General features: G+C 71.0%; 17 protein-coding genes. 12 read left to right on the top strand and 5 right to left on the bottom strand.

The annotated features are described in order from the left end of the window. From OGL88_RS07085 to OGL88_RS07075, 3 genes are all read left to right on the top strand, one after another. On the top strand, positions 1-1,001 hold a 1,001-nt coding region (locus tag OGL88_RS07085), incomplete at its 5' end, for a flagellar hook-length control protein FliK (protein WP_263090815.1). Between the two features lie 25 nt (positions 1,002-1,026). Further along, positions 1,027-1,470 (top strand): flagellar hook assembly protein FlgD, encoded by a 444-nt coding sequence (locus tag OGL88_RS07080; RefSeq protein WP_263090813.1) that lies wholly within the window; start codon positions 1,027-1,029, stop codon positions 1,468-1,470. A 56-nt stretch (positions 1,471-1,526) separates the two neighbouring features. Then, a complete protein-coding gene (locus OGL88_RS07075) occupies positions 1,527-2,702 on the top strand; it encodes a flagellar hook protein FlgE (RefSeq protein ID WP_111084147.1) in 1,176 nt (391 codons plus the stop codon). Here OGL88_RS07075 and OGL88_RS07070 read toward each other — a convergent pair. Further along, positions 2,653-2,904, bottom strand: a complete 252-nt coding sequence (locus tag OGL88_RS07070) for a LuxR C-terminal-related transcriptional regulator (protein ID WP_374114430.1) — start codon at positions 2,902-2,904, stop codon at positions 2,653-2,655. The two genes, OGL88_RS07075 and OGL88_RS07070, sit on opposite strands and share 50 nt — an antisense overlap. 347 nt (positions 2,905-3,251) lie before the next feature. Between OGL88_RS07070 and OGL88_RS07065 the strand changes: the two genes are divergently transcribed. The 3 genes from OGL88_RS07065 to OGL88_RS07055 all read left to right on the top strand — a co-directional run bounded on the left by OGL88_RS07065 (position 3,252) and on the right by OGL88_RS07055 (position 5,887). Beyond that, entirely contained in the window at positions 3,252-3,764 is a 513-nt protein-coding gene (locus OGL88_RS07065) for an ASCH domain-containing protein (protein WP_263090811.1), read from the top strand. Positions 3,765-3,890: 126 nt separating this feature from the next. Next, a complete protein-coding gene (locus OGL88_RS07060) occupies positions 3,891-5,240 on the top strand; it encodes a sensor histidine kinase (RefSeq protein WP_263090810.1) in 1,350 nt (449 codons plus the stop codon). Then, entirely contained in the window at positions 5,237-5,887 is a 651-nt protein-coding gene (locus OGL88_RS07055; RefSeq protein ID WP_111084144.1) for a response regulator transcription factor, read from the top strand. Before OGL88_RS07060 ends, OGL88_RS07055 begins: the two co-directional genes overlap by 4 nt. A 30-nt stretch (positions 5,888-5,917) precedes the next feature. Here OGL88_RS07055 and OGL88_RS07050 read toward each other — a convergent pair whose 3' ends face one another. Beyond that, positions 5,918-6,511, bottom strand: coding sequence for a CGNR zinc finger domain-containing protein (locus OGL88_RS07050; protein ID WP_263090809.1), 594 nt, complete (start codon positions 6,509-6,511; stop codon positions 5,918-5,920). A gap of 63 nt (positions 6,512-6,574) precedes the next feature. On the opposite strand from OGL88_RS07050, the gene OGL88_RS07045 reads away from it, so the two are divergent. From OGL88_RS07045 to OGL88_RS07035, 3 genes are read left to right on the top strand one after another with little or no spacing between them, the layout of a single operon-like run. After that, complete coding sequence (locus OGL88_RS07045) at positions 6,575-7,918, top strand: MFS transporter (protein ID WP_263090808.1); 1,344 nt, start codon at positions 6,575-6,577, stop codon at positions 7,916-7,918. 30 nt (positions 7,919-7,948) lie between these two features. Beyond that, positions 7,949-8,146 carry a hypothetical protein gene (locus OGL88_RS18155; protein WP_374114429.1) on the top strand — a complete coding sequence of 66 codons (198 nt, stop codon included), beginning with the start codon at positions 7,949-7,951 and terminating at the stop codon, positions 8,144-8,146. Continuing rightward, a complete protein-coding gene (locus tag OGL88_RS07035) occupies positions 8,143-8,685 on the top strand; it encodes a DoxX family protein (protein WP_263090807.1) in 543 nt (180 codons plus the stop codon). The genes OGL88_RS18155 and OGL88_RS07035 overlap by 4 nt, the downstream gene beginning before the upstream one ends. A 97-nt stretch (positions 8,686-8,782) precedes the next feature. Here OGL88_RS07035 and OGL88_RS07030 read toward each other — a convergent pair whose 3' ends face one another. The 3 genes from OGL88_RS07030 to OGL88_RS07020 all read right to left on the bottom strand — a co-directional run bounded on the left by OGL88_RS07030 (position 8,783) and on the right by OGL88_RS07020 (position 13,269). Further along, on the bottom strand, positions 8,783-10,363 hold the full coding sequence (locus tag OGL88_RS07030; protein WP_263090806.1) for a Na+/H+ antiporter: 1,581 nt from the start codon (positions 10,361-10,363) through the stop codon (positions 8,783-8,785). A gap of 68 nt (positions 10,364-10,431) precedes the next feature. Beyond that, positions 10,432-11,553 carry a DUF475 domain-containing protein gene (locus tag OGL88_RS07025; protein WP_263090805.1) on the bottom strand — a complete coding sequence of 374 codons (1,122 nt, stop codon included), beginning with the start codon at positions 11,551-11,553 and terminating at the stop codon, positions 10,432-10,434. 147 nt (positions 11,554-11,700) lie between these two features. Beyond that, positions 11,701-13,269, bottom strand: a complete 1,569-nt coding sequence (locus OGL88_RS07020) for a helix-turn-helix domain-containing protein (protein WP_214546792.1) — start codon at positions 13,267-13,269, stop codon at positions 11,701-11,703. Positions 13,270-13,467: 198 nt separating this feature from the next. Between OGL88_RS07020 and OGL88_RS07015 the strand changes: the two genes are divergently transcribed. Genes OGL88_RS07015 through OGL88_RS07005 form a run of 3 tightly spaced genes read left to right on the top strand, consistent with a single transcriptional unit; the run spans position 13,468 to position 15,507 of the window. Beyond that, a complete protein-coding gene (locus OGL88_RS07015) occupies positions 13,468-13,749 on the top strand; it encodes a flagellar FlbD family protein (protein ID WP_123938088.1) in 282 nt (93 codons plus the stop codon). Between the two features lies 1 nt (position 13,750). Then, positions 13,751-14,575, top strand: coding sequence for a motility protein A (locus OGL88_RS07010; RefSeq protein ID WP_263090804.1), 825 nt, complete (start codon positions 13,751-13,753; stop codon positions 14,573-14,575). Positions 14,576-14,577: 2 nt separating this feature from the next. Beyond that, complete coding sequence (locus OGL88_RS07005) at positions 14,578-15,507, top strand: OmpA/MotB family protein (RefSeq protein WP_263090803.1); 930 nt, start codon at positions 14,578-14,580, stop codon at positions 15,505-15,507. Positions 15,508-15,584: the final 77 nt, after the last annotated feature.

Raw genomic sequence — 15,584 nt, 5'->3', positions numbered from 1 at the left:
CAGCCGCCCCCGCCGACACCCCCGGAGCTGCCGCTGCGACGGGGGCCGCGCTCCCGCTGGCTGCCACCACGGCGCCGTCGGCCAGCACCACGGCGTCCGCCGCCGTACCGGCATCGGGCACGACCGCCGCAGTCCCCGCGGACGGCCCCGCACCGTCACCGGCGTCTGACGTCCCGAGGCCCGGCACCCCGTCCGGCGCGACGACCGGCACCGGCACCGGCACCGGCACCGGCACCGTCGGAGTCTCGAGTACGAGCACGAGCAGCGCGCCTGCTGCCACTGCCGCTGCTGCCGCCGTGACGCTCCAGCCGACCAGCTCGGCAACCCAGACCCCCCAGACCACCCAGCCCACCGACGGTTCCGCGACCGCGACCCCGGCCGTCGTCACGGTGGCAGCGGCGACCGCGGCGCGGGGTGGGCAGACCGGCCACGGGACGGAGCAGCAGGGGTCGACGGCGGGTGATCCGGGCCTCCCGGCAGTCACCACCACGCGCGGCGGCGAGACGCCCTTCGTCCTGCCCACCACGCCGACCGCTGCGCCCGCCCCGGCCACGGCCGCCGCGGCACCGACGTCCACGCCCGCACCCCTCGGGCAGCAGCTCGCGCGACCGGTGTTCTCGCTCGCGCAGGCCGGACCCGGGGAACACGTCGTCACGGTGCAGGTCGTGCCGGACAGCCTCGGACCGGTCACGGTCCGCGCGCACGTGACGGCACACGGCATGCACGTCGAACTGTTCGCGGCGTCCGAAGCGGGCCGCGACGCGGTCCGCCAGGTGCTGCCGGACCTGCGGCGCGACGCCGCCGGCAGCGGGCTGAGCACCACGCTCGACCTGTCCTCGCAGAACCACCCGGGTGCGTCGGCGGGTCGCGACCAGCGACCGGCCGACGGCCGTCTGCGTGCCGACACCGTCCTGGAGGCGCGGCGCACCTCCGCCGCGCAGCCAGCCTCCGCAGCCACCACCTCCACCATCCGCACCGCGGGACTCGACGTCCTCGCCTGACCGGCTCACGAACAGGAACCAGACCATGCCCATCGACGGCATCACCGGCAGCGTGGACCAGGCTGCCCAGGCCGCGGCCCTCGCCGCGAACTCGACCGCGAAGAAGTCCCAGACGATGGACTCCGAGGTGTTCATGAAGCTGCTCGTCACGCAGCTGCAGAACCAGGACCCGTCGTCGCCGATGGACACCAACCAGATGATCAGCCAGCAGACGCAGCTCGCGATGATGGAGCAGATCACCAACCAGACCACGACGGGGAACGAGAACTTCTCGCTCCAGATGCGCATCGCCGCCGCGAACCTCGTCGGCAAGCAGGTCAGCTACACCGACGCCGCGACCGGCACCGCCGTCACCGGGACCGCCTCGGCCGTGTCCTACGCGAAGAGCGTGCCCACGGTCACCGTGAACGGGAAGGAGGTCGCTCTCGACGTGATCTCCGGCATCACCACCACCGCACCGGCTTCCTGACCGTTCTTCTTCCGCTTCTTCTTCCTGCTCTTCCTGCCTCTCCGAAAGGACGCACCATGCTCCGCTCGCTCTACTCCGGGATCTCCGGCCTCCGCTCGCACCAGCAGATGCTCGACGTCACCGGCAACAACATCGCCAACGTCAACACCGTCGGCTTCAAGTCGTCGACCACCGTCTTCCAGGACACCCTGTCGCAGATGACCCAGGGTGCCGGCGGACCGCAGTCCGGCATCGGTGGGACGAACCCCGCGCAGATCGGCCTCGGCGTCCAGGTCGCCGGTGTGTCGACGAACTTCGCGCAGGGCTCGGCCCAGGCCACCGGCAAGGCCACCGACCTGATGATCTCCGGCGACGGGTTCTTCGTCACGCGCCTCGGCAACGACACCGTGTACAGCCGTGCGGGGGCCTTCGACTTCGACGCGAACGGCCGTCTGGTCACCGCCGACGGCAAGATCGTGCAGGGGTACTCGGCGACGAACGGCGTCGTCAACGACGGCGGCCAGCTGACCGACATCCGTCTGCCCCTCGACGCCGCGGCACCGGCCACGTCGACCACCTCGGCGACGGTCAGCGGCAACCTGCCGTCGGACACCGCCGTGGGCGAGACGCTCAACCGTGACGCCACCGTGTACGACCAGTACGGCACGAAGCACACCATGTCGCTCGCCTACACCCGCACGACCACCGGGTGGAACGTCTCGGCGTCGAACGGTCAGGGGACCTCCGCCACCGGCACGATCACCTTCAAGACCGACGGATCGATCGCGTCCGGTTCCACCCTGGCGGTCGGTGGGATCACCGTCGACATGACCCAGCTGTCCGGCTTCGCGTCGCTCAACACCGCGTCGATCTCGTCGCAGAACGGCCACGAGGCCGGCTCCCTGCAGGGCTACTCGATCTCGAAGGACGGCACCGTCACCGGGTCGTTCTCGAACGGCGCCTCGCTGGCCCTCGGACGGATCGCCCTGGCGACCTTCGCGAACCCCGCCGGCCTCGAGAAGACCGGTGCCTCGGGCTACCGGGCGACCGCGAACTCGGGCCAGGCCTCGGTGGGCACCCCCGGATCGGCGGGCGTCGGCTCGCTCGCCTCCGGAACGCTCGAGATGTCGAACGTCGACCTGTCGCAGGAGTTCACGAACCTGATCGTGGCGCAGCGCGGGTTCCAGGCGAACGCGCGCATCATCACGACCTCGGACGAGGTGTTGCAGGAGCTGACGAACCTGAAGCGGTAGGCGCGCTTCCCTCGGCCACCGACCGCCCCGGACCCGTCGGGCGGTCGGTGGTTCGGGAGACCGCGGCCTGGGTCCGTCCTTCCATCCCGAACATCGCGAGCAAGCCGGAGACGTGGTTCTTCACGGTCTTCTCGGCGAGGTCGAGCTGTTCGGCGGAGCGAACGGCATCGCGAGTCGAGCACCACGGCGTCCGGGTCCTCACGCACCACCGCCAACCGTGCCCGGCCGCCCTCAGCCGTGACCGTCCGGTGCTCGTCGGTCTCGAGCGCGACACGGATGCCGAGCAGCACGTTCACGTCGTCGTCCACCCCGAGCACCGGCGTCCTGTCCGCCATGCGCAGAACGCACCTCGACCACGGCGCGCACTTCACCGCCTGACAGGTCCCGAGCACGATCGCCGACGAGATCGCGGCGTTCGCTGCCGATCTCCTGGCGAACAGCGCGAGGCCGCGGGTGGGACCCACCGGCGACGAGGGCACGAGCATGCTCGACGGAGACCGACCGGCCGCGGGGCTCGTTCCCGGCGCCGCGTCTGCCACGATGATGCTCATGAGTGACCTTCACGACGTGGTCCCGGTCGCACCGCCGGACCTCGACGCCGCGACCACGATGTGGGCGGAGTACACGGCGACCCGTCCGCAGGCTGCCGAGGACCGCGACCACACGGTGGAGCACTTCGGTGACACTGCCCGGCTCGCTGACGAGCTGCTGCAGATCGTCCTGTCCGGTGGGAAGCGCGCAACCGCCGAGCTCGTCTCCGAGTTCGCGCACCGAGGCGACCCGTTGCCCCGGATCGGGTCGCACTGGATCGCGTGCGACAGCTCGGGCGCACCTCGGATCATCATCCGGAGCACCGCGTTGCGGATCGGTCCGTTCGACAGTGCCGATGCGGCGTTCGCCGTCGCGGAGGGCGAAGACGATCGTTCCCTGGAGAGCTGGCGACGCGAGCACCAGCGGTACTGGGAGCGCACCTGCTCTGCTCGGGGTGCGGTCTGGTCGGAGCTCGACGAGATCGTGTTCGAGTACTTCTCCGTGGTCTGGCCACCCGAACACGCCGACTGAGTACGGCGGCGCCCACTGTTCGGGTTTCCCCCCAGCAGTCGGAGGGCTTGCCCGGTCCCGCGAACGCCTGCGTCCCCCGAGGCTGGGACCAGCGCACCACACTCCCGGTCCACACGAAGAGGTCTCATGTCCCGCACCACCGCCCTGATCCCGCAACTCACCGCCGTTCCCCGGTTCCGGTTCGTCTCCGGACTGTTCGCCGTAGCGACCTGGCGGCAGTTCGCGTTCCATGCCGCGCACCTGCCGATCGCGATCGGGGCGGTGACGTGGTTCGCCCTGGCGATCTCTGTCGGGGTCCCGTCCGCGGTCACGTGGTTCGGCCTGGTCGTCACGGCGTTCCTCGTCGGCGGTTCCGCGTGGTTCGCGGCGGTCACCCGGCGGATGTCCGCTGCGCTGCTGGGACAGGAGGTCGTCGCGCCGACGATCCGTCCGCGTCGAGGCGGCCCCCTGGCATGGGCGACCACCCGGCTGACGGACGGCTCGACGTGGCGGGCGTTCGCGTACCTGCTGGTCGGCTTCGTCGTCACGACGGCATCCTTCGCTGTCTCGGTCGCGGTGCTCGTGTCGGCGCTCGGCGCACTGTCCCACAGCATCTGGGGCCGCTTCTTGCCGGAGCAGACCGGTTCGGACGGGCTGCGGCACCGTGGTGCGCAGTTCCTCGGGGTGTTCGTCGACACCGTCCCGCTCCAGATCGCGTTCGCCGCGGTCGGCCTGGTCGTGCTCGTCGCGGTCTGGCCGGCCGTCAACCACGGCCTCGGGTCCCTGCAGCGCGCGGTCATCCGTTCGATGCTCGGCGCCGACCTCCGGCAGCGGCGCCTCGCCGAGGTCACCGCGTCCCGGGACGCCGCCGTGGTGGATGCGGACAGCACGCTGCGCCGCATCGAGCGAGAGCTGCACGACGGCACGCAGGCGCGTCTGGTCGGCCTGGCGATGACCCTCGGCGACGCCCGTGACCGACTCCAGAGCAATCCGGACGCCGACGGGTCTGGAGTTGAGGCGCTCGTCGCCCAGGCACATGCCTCAACGAAGGAAGCACTCGTCGAGTTGCGTGCGCTGGCTCGGGGGATCCACCCGCCCGTTCTCGACGAGGGGCTCGAAGCCGGACTCGCGTCGGCGTGCTCCCGCGCCCCGTTCCCCGTGACGCTGCACGTGGACCTGCCCGTCCGCCCGTCGCCGGTCATCGAGGGCATCGCCTACTTCGGGGTCCTCGAGCTGCTCACGAACGTGTCGAAGCACGCGGGAGCCACCTTGGCTACGGTCGACGTGGCGTTGGCGGGGCCCGAACTCGTCGTCACGGTGGCCGACGACGGCGCGGGCGGCGCCCACGTCTCGTTGCCGCTTCCGGACGGGCATGGAACCGGTCTCGCCGGACTGCTCGAACGCCTCCGAGCGGTTGACGGCACGCTCGCGGTCCAGAGCCCGACCGGCGGACCCACCACGATCCGGATGGCGATGCCCTCCGGGACGACCACGTGAGGATCGTCATCGCCGACGACAACACGATCGTCCGCGAGGGACTGGCGTCGTTGTTGCAGGGGCGCGGTCACGAGATCGTCGCTGCCGTCGGTGACGGCGCGGCCGTCCTCCCCGCGCTCGCGTCCGAGCACGTCGACGTCGTCGTGATGGACATCCGGATGCCGCCGACCCACACCGACGAGGGCGTCCGGGCCGCCGTGGCCCTCAAGACAGCGCGGCCCGAGGTCGGCGTGTTGTTGTTCTCGCAGTACGCCGAGGTGCGGTGGGCGCGGACCCTGCTCGACGTCGCGACCGTCGGTGTCGGCTACCTGCTGAAGGACCGGGTCGCCGAGGTCGCCACCTTCATCGAGTCGTTGCAGCAGGTCGCGGCCGGCAACGTCGTGCTCGACCCCGAGGTCGCTGCCGCGTTGGTGCAGGCTCCGCGGCCGCTCCGGGACCGGCTCGACCGGCTCACCGCGCGCGAGACCGACGTCCTGCGGCTCATGGCCGAGGGACGGTCGAACGCGGCGATCGCCGAGACGCTGTTCCTGTCAGGCGGGACCGTCGAGAAGCACGTCACGGCCGTTTTCGCGAAGCTCGGGCTCGAAGCGACCACGGCGGACCACCGACGCGTGCTCGCCGTCCTGCGGTTCCTCTCCGTCGAGTGACCCGTGTGGCCGCCGTCGGTGACGGCCACCTCACGGGTGCTTCCTGGCCTGGTGCCGTGCGACCCGGTTCCGGTTCCCGCAGCCCGCGGCGGTGCACCAGATCCGGTTGTGGCGAGGCGACGTGTCGAGGTAGACCCACCCGCAGGCGTCGTCCCCGCACTGCCGAGCGGCACCGAGGTCCGAGGTGATCAGTTCGTGTGCGAGCACGGCGATCGCAGCGCGCGGTCCGGTCAGGTCACTCGGGACCCGCCACGACCATGAGGGCCCGGCGGGGTCGTGATCGAGCACGGACCTCGTGAGTGCGTCGACGTACTCCCGAGCGATCAGCTCGACGGCCGATTCGGACGACTCGAACACAGCCTCGTAGATGGCCTCGCGCAACGCGATGACGGCCGTGTGTTCGCGTGCTGCCGTCTGCGGCGCTCCCGACGCCATGTCCAGGAGTTCGCGGGTGCCCTCCGGCACGACGCCCGTCTGGTTGCACCATCGCACGACGTCGTCGTACGACGCGAGCGTGTCGATCGCGCGGCGGTCGTCGAGACGCCAGTGGACCGTGTCGACGAGGTCGAAGCCCGCGTGACCGCCCACCTCGGGGAACGTCGTCGTCGTGCCTGCCGCAACCATGAGTCCAGGCTAATGCCTGATTTCAGGTTGCGCCATTAGATCGAGCCTGTCACTGTCTAATGCGTGAAGGACTATGAAGCCATTAGCGCCAGGCGGTACCGGCCTCCGCGCCTCGGAGCGGACTTCGCCCGGTTCTGGACCGCACAGGGCGCATCGGCGGTGGGCGGCCAGATCAGCGAACTCGCGGTGCCGCTGCTGGCCGTGCTCGTACTGCATGCTTCCGCGAGCGACGTCGGACTGCTCGGTGCGGCCCGATGGGTACCGTTCCTGGTCCTCGCGCTTCCGCTCGGTGTGCTGGTCGATCGCTGCCGACGACGGCCGATCCTGATCGCGTCGGACTTCACCCGCGCCGTCCTCACCGTCGGAGTCGTCGTCCTCGCGTTCTCCGGCTCACTCACGCTGCCGGTCCTCGTGCTCCTGGTCTGCCTGCTCGGTGCGTTCACCGTGGCGTTCGAGGTGGGGTACCAGTCCTTCCTCCCGACGGTGGTCGGCCGGGAGCACCTCGAGCGCGCGAACGGGCGGCTGCAGGCGACGGCGTCGGCGGCCGAGGTCGGCGGCCCCGGTCTGGGTGGATTCCTCATCCAGGCGTTGTCCGCCCCGTGGGCGCTCCTCGCCCATGCCGTGACCTACCTGGTCTCAGCGTTCTCCTTGCTCGGCATCGCCGCCACCGAGCGTCTGCCCGAGCGGTCCGGACGGAGCGCCCTCCGGGACCTCGGTGACGGTCTCCGGTTCGTCGGACGCGACCGGTACCTCGTTTCCTTGGTGGGGTTCGCGGGCATCTACAACCTCTTCGCGCAGTGGGTGATGGTCCTGTTCACCGTCCACGCTGTCCGGGAACTCAACCTGACCGCCGGCCAGCTCGGCCTGGTGTTCAGCCTCGGAGCGATCGGGGCCGTCCTGGGGGCAGCAGCCGCCCCGTCGAGTGTTCGCCGGTTCGGTGGTGGCCCCGTGATGGTCGCCTGCGCTGCGGTCGAGTGCGTCGCCCTCGCCGCCCTGCCAGTGGCCGATGCGTCCTGGCCGGTCCCGGTCCTCATCGCGGTCCTCGTCACGGTGTTCGCGGTCAACGGCGCGGGCACCTCGCTGTCGAGCGTCGTCGCGCTCACCCTCCGACAGCTGCGCACGCCGGATCACCTGCTCGGCCGCGTGAACGCGACCATGCGGTGGCTCTCCTACGGCGTCATCGCGATCGGCGCCGCAGTCGGCGGCATCGTCGGCGAGTCGGTCGGCACCCGTGCCGGCATCGCGCTCGGCTGCGCAGGCACACTGCTCACCGTCGTCTGGGTGGTCGCGTCACCGCTTCGACGCGTCGGCGACCCCCGCCTCCTCGCGACCCACGACGCAGCGCCGACCGTGCTCCGCCCGCCGTCGGCGGCGGCATCCGCTGTCGACGAGGAGACCTCGTCGTGAGGTGATCGGCCTCCTGCTGACGGTGGTGCAGTGGTCCTCAGTGCGGTCGGCGTCATGCTCGGCTTCCCGCTCGCCGATCCGGTCATCGGCCTGCTCATCTCGATCTCGATCCTGGTGCTGCTCTGGGGCACGGATGCTGCGCGATCAATGACCAGCCCGAGGACACCGCAGCCGTGCCGGCGTACCGTCGCCCGGACCACCACCACGGACGATCGGGAGAACGCATGAGCTCGCACACCACCAGCACCGCATCGGTCACCGCCAAGACCCTGCTCCGCATCGCACTCGGCGCCGTCCTCGTCTCGCACGGGTCCCAGAAGCTCTTCGGCGCCTTCGGCGGCGGGGGCATCGAGGGCACGGCGCAGGGCATGCACGCCATGGGGTTCCGCCCCGCCAAGCGGAGCGCCGTGCTGGCCGGCATCGGCGAGGCCGGGTCGGGCGCCGCCCTGGCACTCGGGCTCGCCACCCCGATCGCCGGTGCGGGCGCCGCGACGACCATGGGCGTCGCGTCGAGCGTGCACACGCCGAACGGCTTCTTCAACGCGGACGGCGGCTTCGAGTTCCCGGCGTTCCTCGGCTTCTCGGCGGCGATGTTCGCGCTCGGCGGCCCCGGTCCGGTGTCGCTGGACCATGCCACCCGGCACGCGTTCGACCGCCCGTGGCTGCGGGCGGTCGCCCTCGCCGCGATCCCGGTCGCGATCGCGGTCCAGGTCGCGCAGCGCCGGAAAGCGCTCGCGTCCGATGCTGCGGCGCCTGAAGACTCCTAGACCGCCGGACGGGAGGCCCGGTGCCAGCTGGCACCGGGCCTCCCGTACGATGGTCGTCACCCCCACCCCGTCGTGCCGACGGGGAGACCGGCTGACGTCACGCAGGGGTGATGCCGTCGAGTCGCGCCTCTTCCGCGTCGTAGCCCGCTCGGACCTGGCGCAGCACGAGGTCGTCGATCTCGTCCGAGTCGCGGAGCCGCAGCAGGGTCGCGGCCTTGTGCTGCACCAGGGCGAGCTCGAGCGCGACGGCGGTGTCGTGCCGCTGCACCGCCGGGTGGTCGTCGTCGTCCTCCTCGCGTGCCTGGATGACGTCGAGGTGCGCCTCGTAGTCCTTGCGCACCCGGTCCACGGTGGCCTGGTCGGCGCCGGTCGACCGCGCCAACCGTGGCAGGGCGTCGAGCGCCTCCTCGATGGCGGTCCGCTCGGCGTAGCGACGTTCCTCACCGACCGACTCGTCCTCGGGCAGCGCGGCCCGCCGCAGGACCGCGGGCAGCACGAGTGCCTGACCGACGATGGTGACGACGACCACGCCGGCCGTCACGAAGACGATGAGGTCGCGGTCCGGGAAGGCCGCTCCGGACTCGAGCACGCGGGGGACGGCGACGGCCATCGCCAGCGAGACCGCGCCGCGGAACCCGGCGAAGCCGCTCACGAGCCGGTCGCGGTGGCCCTCGCGGGGCGCGCCTCCCGAGCGCCGGGTGACGAGCCAGACGGTGCCGCCCGCGGCGTTGAGGAATGCGAACCGGACGACGACGAGCACGACCGCGACGGCCAGGACGACGCCGACGGCGCGGAGCAGCTCGGACGGAGTCAACGCCCGGGCTGCGACCATCGCCTCGATGCCGACCAGGACGAACAGCGCGCCGTTGAGCAGGAACGTCAGGAACGACCAGAAGGCGCGGACCTGCTGCCGGGTCTCGGCCCGGTCGAGCTTCGGCCCGACCTGGCTGACGACGATCCCCGCCGCCACCACGGCGAGCACGCCGGAGGCGCCGATGGCCTCGGCCGCCAGGAACGCGCCGAACGGCACGAGGAGCGTGACGAGGTTCTCGAGCACCACGGTGTCGACCCGGCGCAGCACGAGCGTCCCGACCCACGCAGCTGCGAGCCCTGCGGCGACCCCGCCCACGTAGGACAGGACGAGCATGCCGGACACGCCCCAGAAGGTGAGCTCCTGCGTGCCGACCGTGACGGCGACCGCGATGCCGTAGACGACGAGGGTCGTGCCGTCGTTGACCAGGCTCTCCGCCCGCAGCACGGTGACGTTGCGGCGCGGCAGCATCTTCGTGAGCACCCCGACGGCGGTCGCGTCGGTCGGGGCCACGGCGGCACCGAGTACCCAGGCCGGACCCCACGGCATCCCGAGCAGGTGGAGCAGAACGGCGACGGCACCCGCCGTCGCGACGACGAGCAGGGTTCCCATCAGGACGATGCCACGCAGGTTCTTCCGGATCTCGCGGAGCGACGTCGTCAGGCTCTCCCAGTACAGGAGCGCCGGCAGGAACAACAACAGGACCGCGTCGGCCGGCAGCTCGACGTCCGCGAACTCGGGCACGAAGGCCAGAGCGGCGCCGAAGACGAGCAGCAGCACCGGAGGGGCAACCCGGATCCGGTCCGCGATCCCCGCCGTCAGTGCGACGGCGAGGCCGAGGACGACCACCAGTTCAGGACCCAGCACGTGCACTCCGATCGTCGTCCGACCCGCAAGTCAACGCCGATCTCCGGTGGATCCTTCCAGGCGCGTGATCAGACGGGGTGTGGGCGCCGGGACAGCCGACGCCACCACGCCCGCCACGGCAGCGAGCTCGCGAGCGCCGAACCGATCACCACGCTGCCGAACCAGGCGACGACGACCCCGGGGATCGGCACGAGCAGGCTCGCCCACAGCAGCACCGCGAGCACCCCGAGCACGTACGCCGCCCCGGCCTTCAGGTACCGCAGCCGCTTCAGTCCCGCGGCCTCGTCCAACCGCGAGGTCAACCGCGCCAGGAACACGGCGCCGACGCCGATCGCCGCCACCGCGACCGCCGCCTGTTCGAGCGCTCCGAGGCCGTCGGCGCCGAGGGTCCCGGACCCCGACAGGCTGTACACGCCGTCCAGGATCTCGAACAGCATGAACACCACGAGCCCCCGCTCGAACACGACGGTGGAGGCGTAGGCGTGGATCCGCCAGGCGCCCCGGCCGACCCCGATCGACGCGGTGTCCGAGCCGACCCCGTCGAGCGCCCACGCGGCGACGCGCTTCGACCCGAGGTACGCGGCGATGCCCGCTGCACCGCCGAGCACGACCGGCAGGAGGGCTCCGGGCGACCACGCACGGTCGATGCCGACGAGGACGGCCGTGACGGCGACCCCCGTCGCAGCGGTGACCAGGGACCAGACGCGAGGACGCGCGACGGCGGCGAGCCGGGCCTCCAGGCGGCCCAGCCAGGACCTTCGCGACGCACGGTCGGTGTTGAACAGGTACTCGGCGAACACGAGCCAGATGAAGGCGGCGCCGAAGGCGGCGAGGGCGGGGCGCACCTCGGCGAGGTGCGCCGAGAACGAGCCGGGGGCGAAGACGGCCTCCTGCACGGAGCTCGCGGGGTCGGTCGCGTCCCCGACCGCGACCGCCGCCGGCGGCAGGAGCAGCCGCATCGCGAGGACGCCCGCGACGATCCCGAGCGACAGGAACAGCCGTCGGGCAGGGGAGTGCAGTCGTCCTGCGATGCCGGCCATCGGCACCGACGAGTCGGCGGCCATCGCGATCTCGAGGAGCGCGAGCGCGACGAACGCCAGGGCGGCGGCTGGGCCGAGGACGAACCAGGCCGCCGCGGCGGCCGCGACCGTGATGAACAGGGGGACGGTCAAGAGCGATCTCGTGGCCATCACCCCATCCAGCACCGGTCGCCTGGGTACGTGGTGGAGCGCTCCTGCGCATCAGCCTGGAGGCCCGGGTCGATCCGCGCAGAACGGGTGACGGCCCGTCCCCACTTGCGGGGACGGGCCGTCGGGTCACGCGGGTGGGCGGTCGCCTCAGTCGTGGAACGTCTCGATGGACGCGCCGAGGGAGTTGAGGCGCTCCTGGAGCTGCTCGTAACCGCGGGCGATGATGCCCACGTTGCGCAGGACGCTCTCGCCCTTCGCCGCGAGCATGGCCAGCAGGATGACCACCGCGGGGCGGAGGGCCGGCGGGCAGCTGATCTCGGCACCCGAGAAGTGCGTCGGACCCGTGACGTCCAGGCGGTGCGGGTCGCGCAGGGTGACGCTCGCGCCGAGGCGGGTCAGGTCGAGCAGGTGGATCGCCCGGCCCTCGTACACCCAGTCGTGCACGAGCGTGGTTCCCTCGGCCATCGCGGCGATGACCACGAAGAACGGCAGGTTGTCGATGTTCAGCCCGGGGAACGGCATCGCGTGGATCTTGTCGATCGGGGCGTGCAGCTCGGACGGGTGCACGGTGATGTCGACCAGGCGGGTGCGGCCGTTCGCGGCGGGGTACTCGTCGGTGACGTCGAACCGCAAGCCCATCTCGGCCAGGGTCGCGAGCTCGATCTCGAGGAACTCGATCGGCGCCCGGGTGACGGTGAGCGTGGAGTCGGTGACGATGCCGGCGGTGAGCAGGCTCATCGCCTCGACCGGGTCCTCGCTCGGCCAGTAGTCCACGACCTCGTCGATGCGGCTCTTGCCGGTGATGCGGAGCGTGGTGGTGCCGATGCCCTCGATCTGCACCCCGAGCAGCTCGAGGAAGAAGCAGAGGTCCTGCACCATGTAGTTGGGGCTGGCGTTGCGGATCACGGTCTCGCCGTCGCGGGCGGCCGCGGCGAGGATCGCGTTCTCGGTCACCGTGTCGCCGCGCTCGGTGAGGACGACGGACTTCGTCGGGACGTCCTGGTTCGCGACGCCGACCTCGTACCAGCCGGAGGTCGCCTCGACGTCGACGCCGAAGGGACGCAGCGCGATGAGGTGCGGCTCGACCGTGCGGGTGCCGAGGTCGCAGCCGCCGGCGTAGGGGAGTCGGAAGGACTCGTACCGGCCGCTGAGCGGACCGAGGAACATCAGGACGCTGCGGGTGCGGCGGGCGGCGTCGGCGTCGATCGCGTCGAGGTGCAGGTCGGACGGGGCGACGATCTCGAGGGTCTCGCCGTCCTCGGACCACGTGACGCTCGCGCCGAGGCTGCGGAGCACGTCGATGATCCGGTCGACCTCGACGATCCGGGCGACCTTGTGCAGGCGGGTGACGCCGCGGTTGAGCAGCGAGGCGCAGAGCAGCGCGACGGCGGCGTTCTTGCTCGAGTTGACGGCGATGGAACCGCTGAGCTTCCGGCCGCCCTGCACGCGCAGGTGCGCACGCTGCGGGGCGCCGCCGATCGACACGATCTGCTGGTCGAGAGCGTCGCTGATGCGGGTGAGCATCTCGAGGGACAGGTTCTGCCCACCCTGTTCGATGCGGTTGATCGCGCTCTGGCTGGTGCCGACGCGTTCGGCGAGCTGCGCCTGGGTCATGCTGCGGCCCTTGCGTGCGCCCCGGATGAGGGCACCGACCTCACGGAGCGGGGCGGCGGATGCCGGGGTGGCCGGCGAGACGACGGTGGTGGTGTCGGACATGCCGTCAACGTAACACGCTCATGAGATAAAAACGGGTTGGCGGTGCATCGAATTCCCAGCGATCGGGGCACAACAACTCGTATCTGAGATGAACTAACGAACAGGTGTGGTCCGCCGATAGACCTCCGTGCAGGCCCACGGACGGGCAGCATCCCGCCCCACGGACGGCGGCGGGACGATCGAGAACCAGGACGGGCCATGATCGTCGTCACACGACTCAACGGCAGCGCATTCGCTGTCAACCCCGACCTCGTGGAGCGCATCCACGAGACGCCGGACACGACGCTCATCATGGTCGACGGGGCGAAGTACATCGTCCGCGAGTCCATGGCCGACGTCATCGACCTGATCGCCGCGTACCGTGCCCGCATCGTCGGCATGGCCTACGGCACCGACCTGCCGAACACGCGGAACGCCACCGGCCCCCAGCCGACGCTGGCCGCGGTCGCGCCCCTCCGCACGCAGGACGGAGGTCGCTGACGTGGACATCGCGACGATCATCGGGATCCTGCTCGCCTTCGGCGCCCTGTTCGGCATGGTCGAGATGGAGCACGTCGAGCTCGCCGGGCTGTTCCTGCCCGCGCCGATGCTGCTCGTGTTCGGTGCCACCATCGGCTGCGGCATCGCGAGCACCACGCTGAAGGACGCCATCGCGAGCTTCAAGGCCGTGCCGAAGGCGTTCACAGGCAAGGTCACACCGCCGCAGTCGGTCATCGACGACGTCGTGGGTCTGGCGGAGACGGCTCGGTCGAACGGTCTGCTCGCCCTCGAGCAGGAGGCCGACAAGCACGACGACCCGTTCATGAAGAAGGCGCTGCAGAACATCGCGGACGGCACCGACGGCGACGAGCTGCGGATCCTGCTCGAGGACGAGATCGAGTCGAACGCGGCTCCGACGCGCAGCGCGAGTGCGTTCTTCATGGGCCTCGGCGGCTTCGCCCCGACCGTCGGCATCATCGGCACCGTCGTGTCCCTGACCCACGTGCTCGCGAACCTCGGCAAACCCGACGAGCTCGGCCCCCTCATCGCGAGCGCGTTCGTCGCGACCCTGTGGGGCCTGCTCACCGCGAACTTCATGTGGTTGCCGATCGGCGGCAAGCTCCGGAAGCTCGCGCAGCTCGAGTCGGACCGCCAGACGCTCCTGATGGAGGGGCTGCTCGCGGTCCAGGCCGGCAGCCAGCCCCGCCTGCTCGGTGAACGCCTGAAGGCGATGGTGCCGCCGGCCGCGCGCGCCGACACCACGAAGCGCAAGGCCGGCAAGAACGACCAGGACACCGACGCCGACGACCAGCAGCTGGCGGCCTGACGATGAGCGCCAACCCTCGAGGGCGCGGCCGTGGTCGTGCGAAGAAGGGCCACGACGAGGCCGAGCACCCCGACGAGCGCTGGATGGCGTCCTACATGGACATGATCACGGTGCTGATGTGCATGTTCCTGGTGCTGTTCGCCATGTCGACGGTCGACCAGGAGAAGTACATCGCCCTGAAGAACTCCCTGGCGACGGGCTTCGGCGAGGTCAAGTCGCAGAAGGTCGACACCGCCAGCGGCACGGTCGTCACGAAGGACCAGGTCGAGGACGGTTCCGGGTACTCGACCGACAAGTCGCAGGCCGACCACTCGACGGCGTCGTCCGGCACGAAGGACACCAACGTCGACCCCGCGTCGACCGTCGTGCCGGTGACCGCGACGAAGCAGGACCTCGCCGACGCCGAGAAGGAGCTCGACGACCTCACCGCGATCGAGCAGGCGATCAAGCAGAACCTCGCGAAGGCCGGCCAGACCGCTAACGTGCAGTTCACCGTCGACTCCCGTGGCCTGATCGTCCGGCTCGTCGGCAGTGAGACGTACTTCGGCACGAACAGCGCGGACCTGTCCGACCAGGCACGGCGGATCATGGACGCGATCGCTCCGGTGCTCAAGACGAGCCACCACGACGTCAGCGTCGAGGGGCACGCCGACCAGCGGAACTCGACGGCGCCGTACGCCACCAACTGGGAGCTCAGCGCCGCCCGGGCGACGGGGGTGCTGCGCGACCTGGTCGAGCGTGGCGGCATGCCGGGCGACCACGTGCAGAGCGTCGGCTTCGGGTCGAGCCGGCCGCTCGCGAAGGGCGGGACGGACCAGGACCTCGCCCTGAACCGACGGGTCGACATCGTGGTGCTGTCGAACGCCGACCAGGACGTCAGCGCGCTGATGCCGGCACTGGCGAAGGCGCAGGACGGGGCACGCCAGGGCTGACGGACGACCGACGGGGCCACACACCCCTGCATCCCCAGTACGGGGTACAGCACTGACGGGTGCCGCACAGGCGACCG

This window comes from Curtobacterium sp. RIT-PI-V (assembly GCF_025642935.1).
Classification (GTDB): Bacteria; Actinomycetota; Actinomycetes; order Actinomycetales; family Microbacteriaceae; genus Curtobacterium.
Note: the sequence above shows the minus strand (reverse complement) of the source record. Positions and strands in the feature narration are given on the sequence as shown.

Bases quoted from the DNA above. Each gene is read 5' to 3' on its own strand.
- OGL88_RS07080 (WP_263090813.1), top strand. From the start codon at position 1,027: ATGCCCATCGACGGCATCACCGGCAGCGTGGACCAGGCTGCCCAGGCC.
- OGL88_RS07075 (WP_111084147.1), top strand. From the start codon at position 1,527: ATGCTCCGCTCGCTCTACTCCGGGATCTCCGGCCTCCGCTCGCACCAG.
- OGL88_RS07065 (WP_263090811.1), top strand. From the start codon at position 3,252: ATGAGTGACCTTCACGACGTGGTCCCGGTCGCACCGCCGGACCTCGAC.
- OGL88_RS07060 (WP_263090810.1), top strand. From the start codon at position 3,891: ATGTCCCGCACCACCGCCCTGATCCCGCAACTCACCGCCGTTCCCCGG.
- OGL88_RS07050 (WP_263090809.1), bottom strand. From the start codon at position 6,511: ATGGTTGCGGCAGGCACGACGACGACGTTCCCCGAGGTGGGCGGTCAC.
- OGL88_RS07035 (WP_263090807.1), top strand. From the start codon at position 8,143: ATGAGCTCGCACACCACCAGCACCGCATCGGTCACCGCCAAGACCCTG.
- OGL88_RS07025 (WP_263090805.1), bottom strand. From the start codon at position 11,553: ATGGCCACGAGATCGCTCTTGACCGTCCCCCTGTTCATCACGGTCGCG.
- OGL88_RS07020 (WP_214546792.1), bottom strand. From the start codon at position 13,269: ATGTCCGACACCACCACCGTCGTCTCGCCGGCCACCCCGGCATCCGCC.
- OGL88_RS07015 (WP_123938088.1), top strand. From the start codon at position 13,468: ATGATCGTCGTCACACGACTCAACGGCAGCGCATTCGCTGTCAACCCC.
- OGL88_RS07005 (WP_263090803.1), top strand. From the start codon at position 14,578: ATGAGCGCCAACCCTCGAGGGCGCGGCCGTGGTCGTGCGAAGAAGGGC.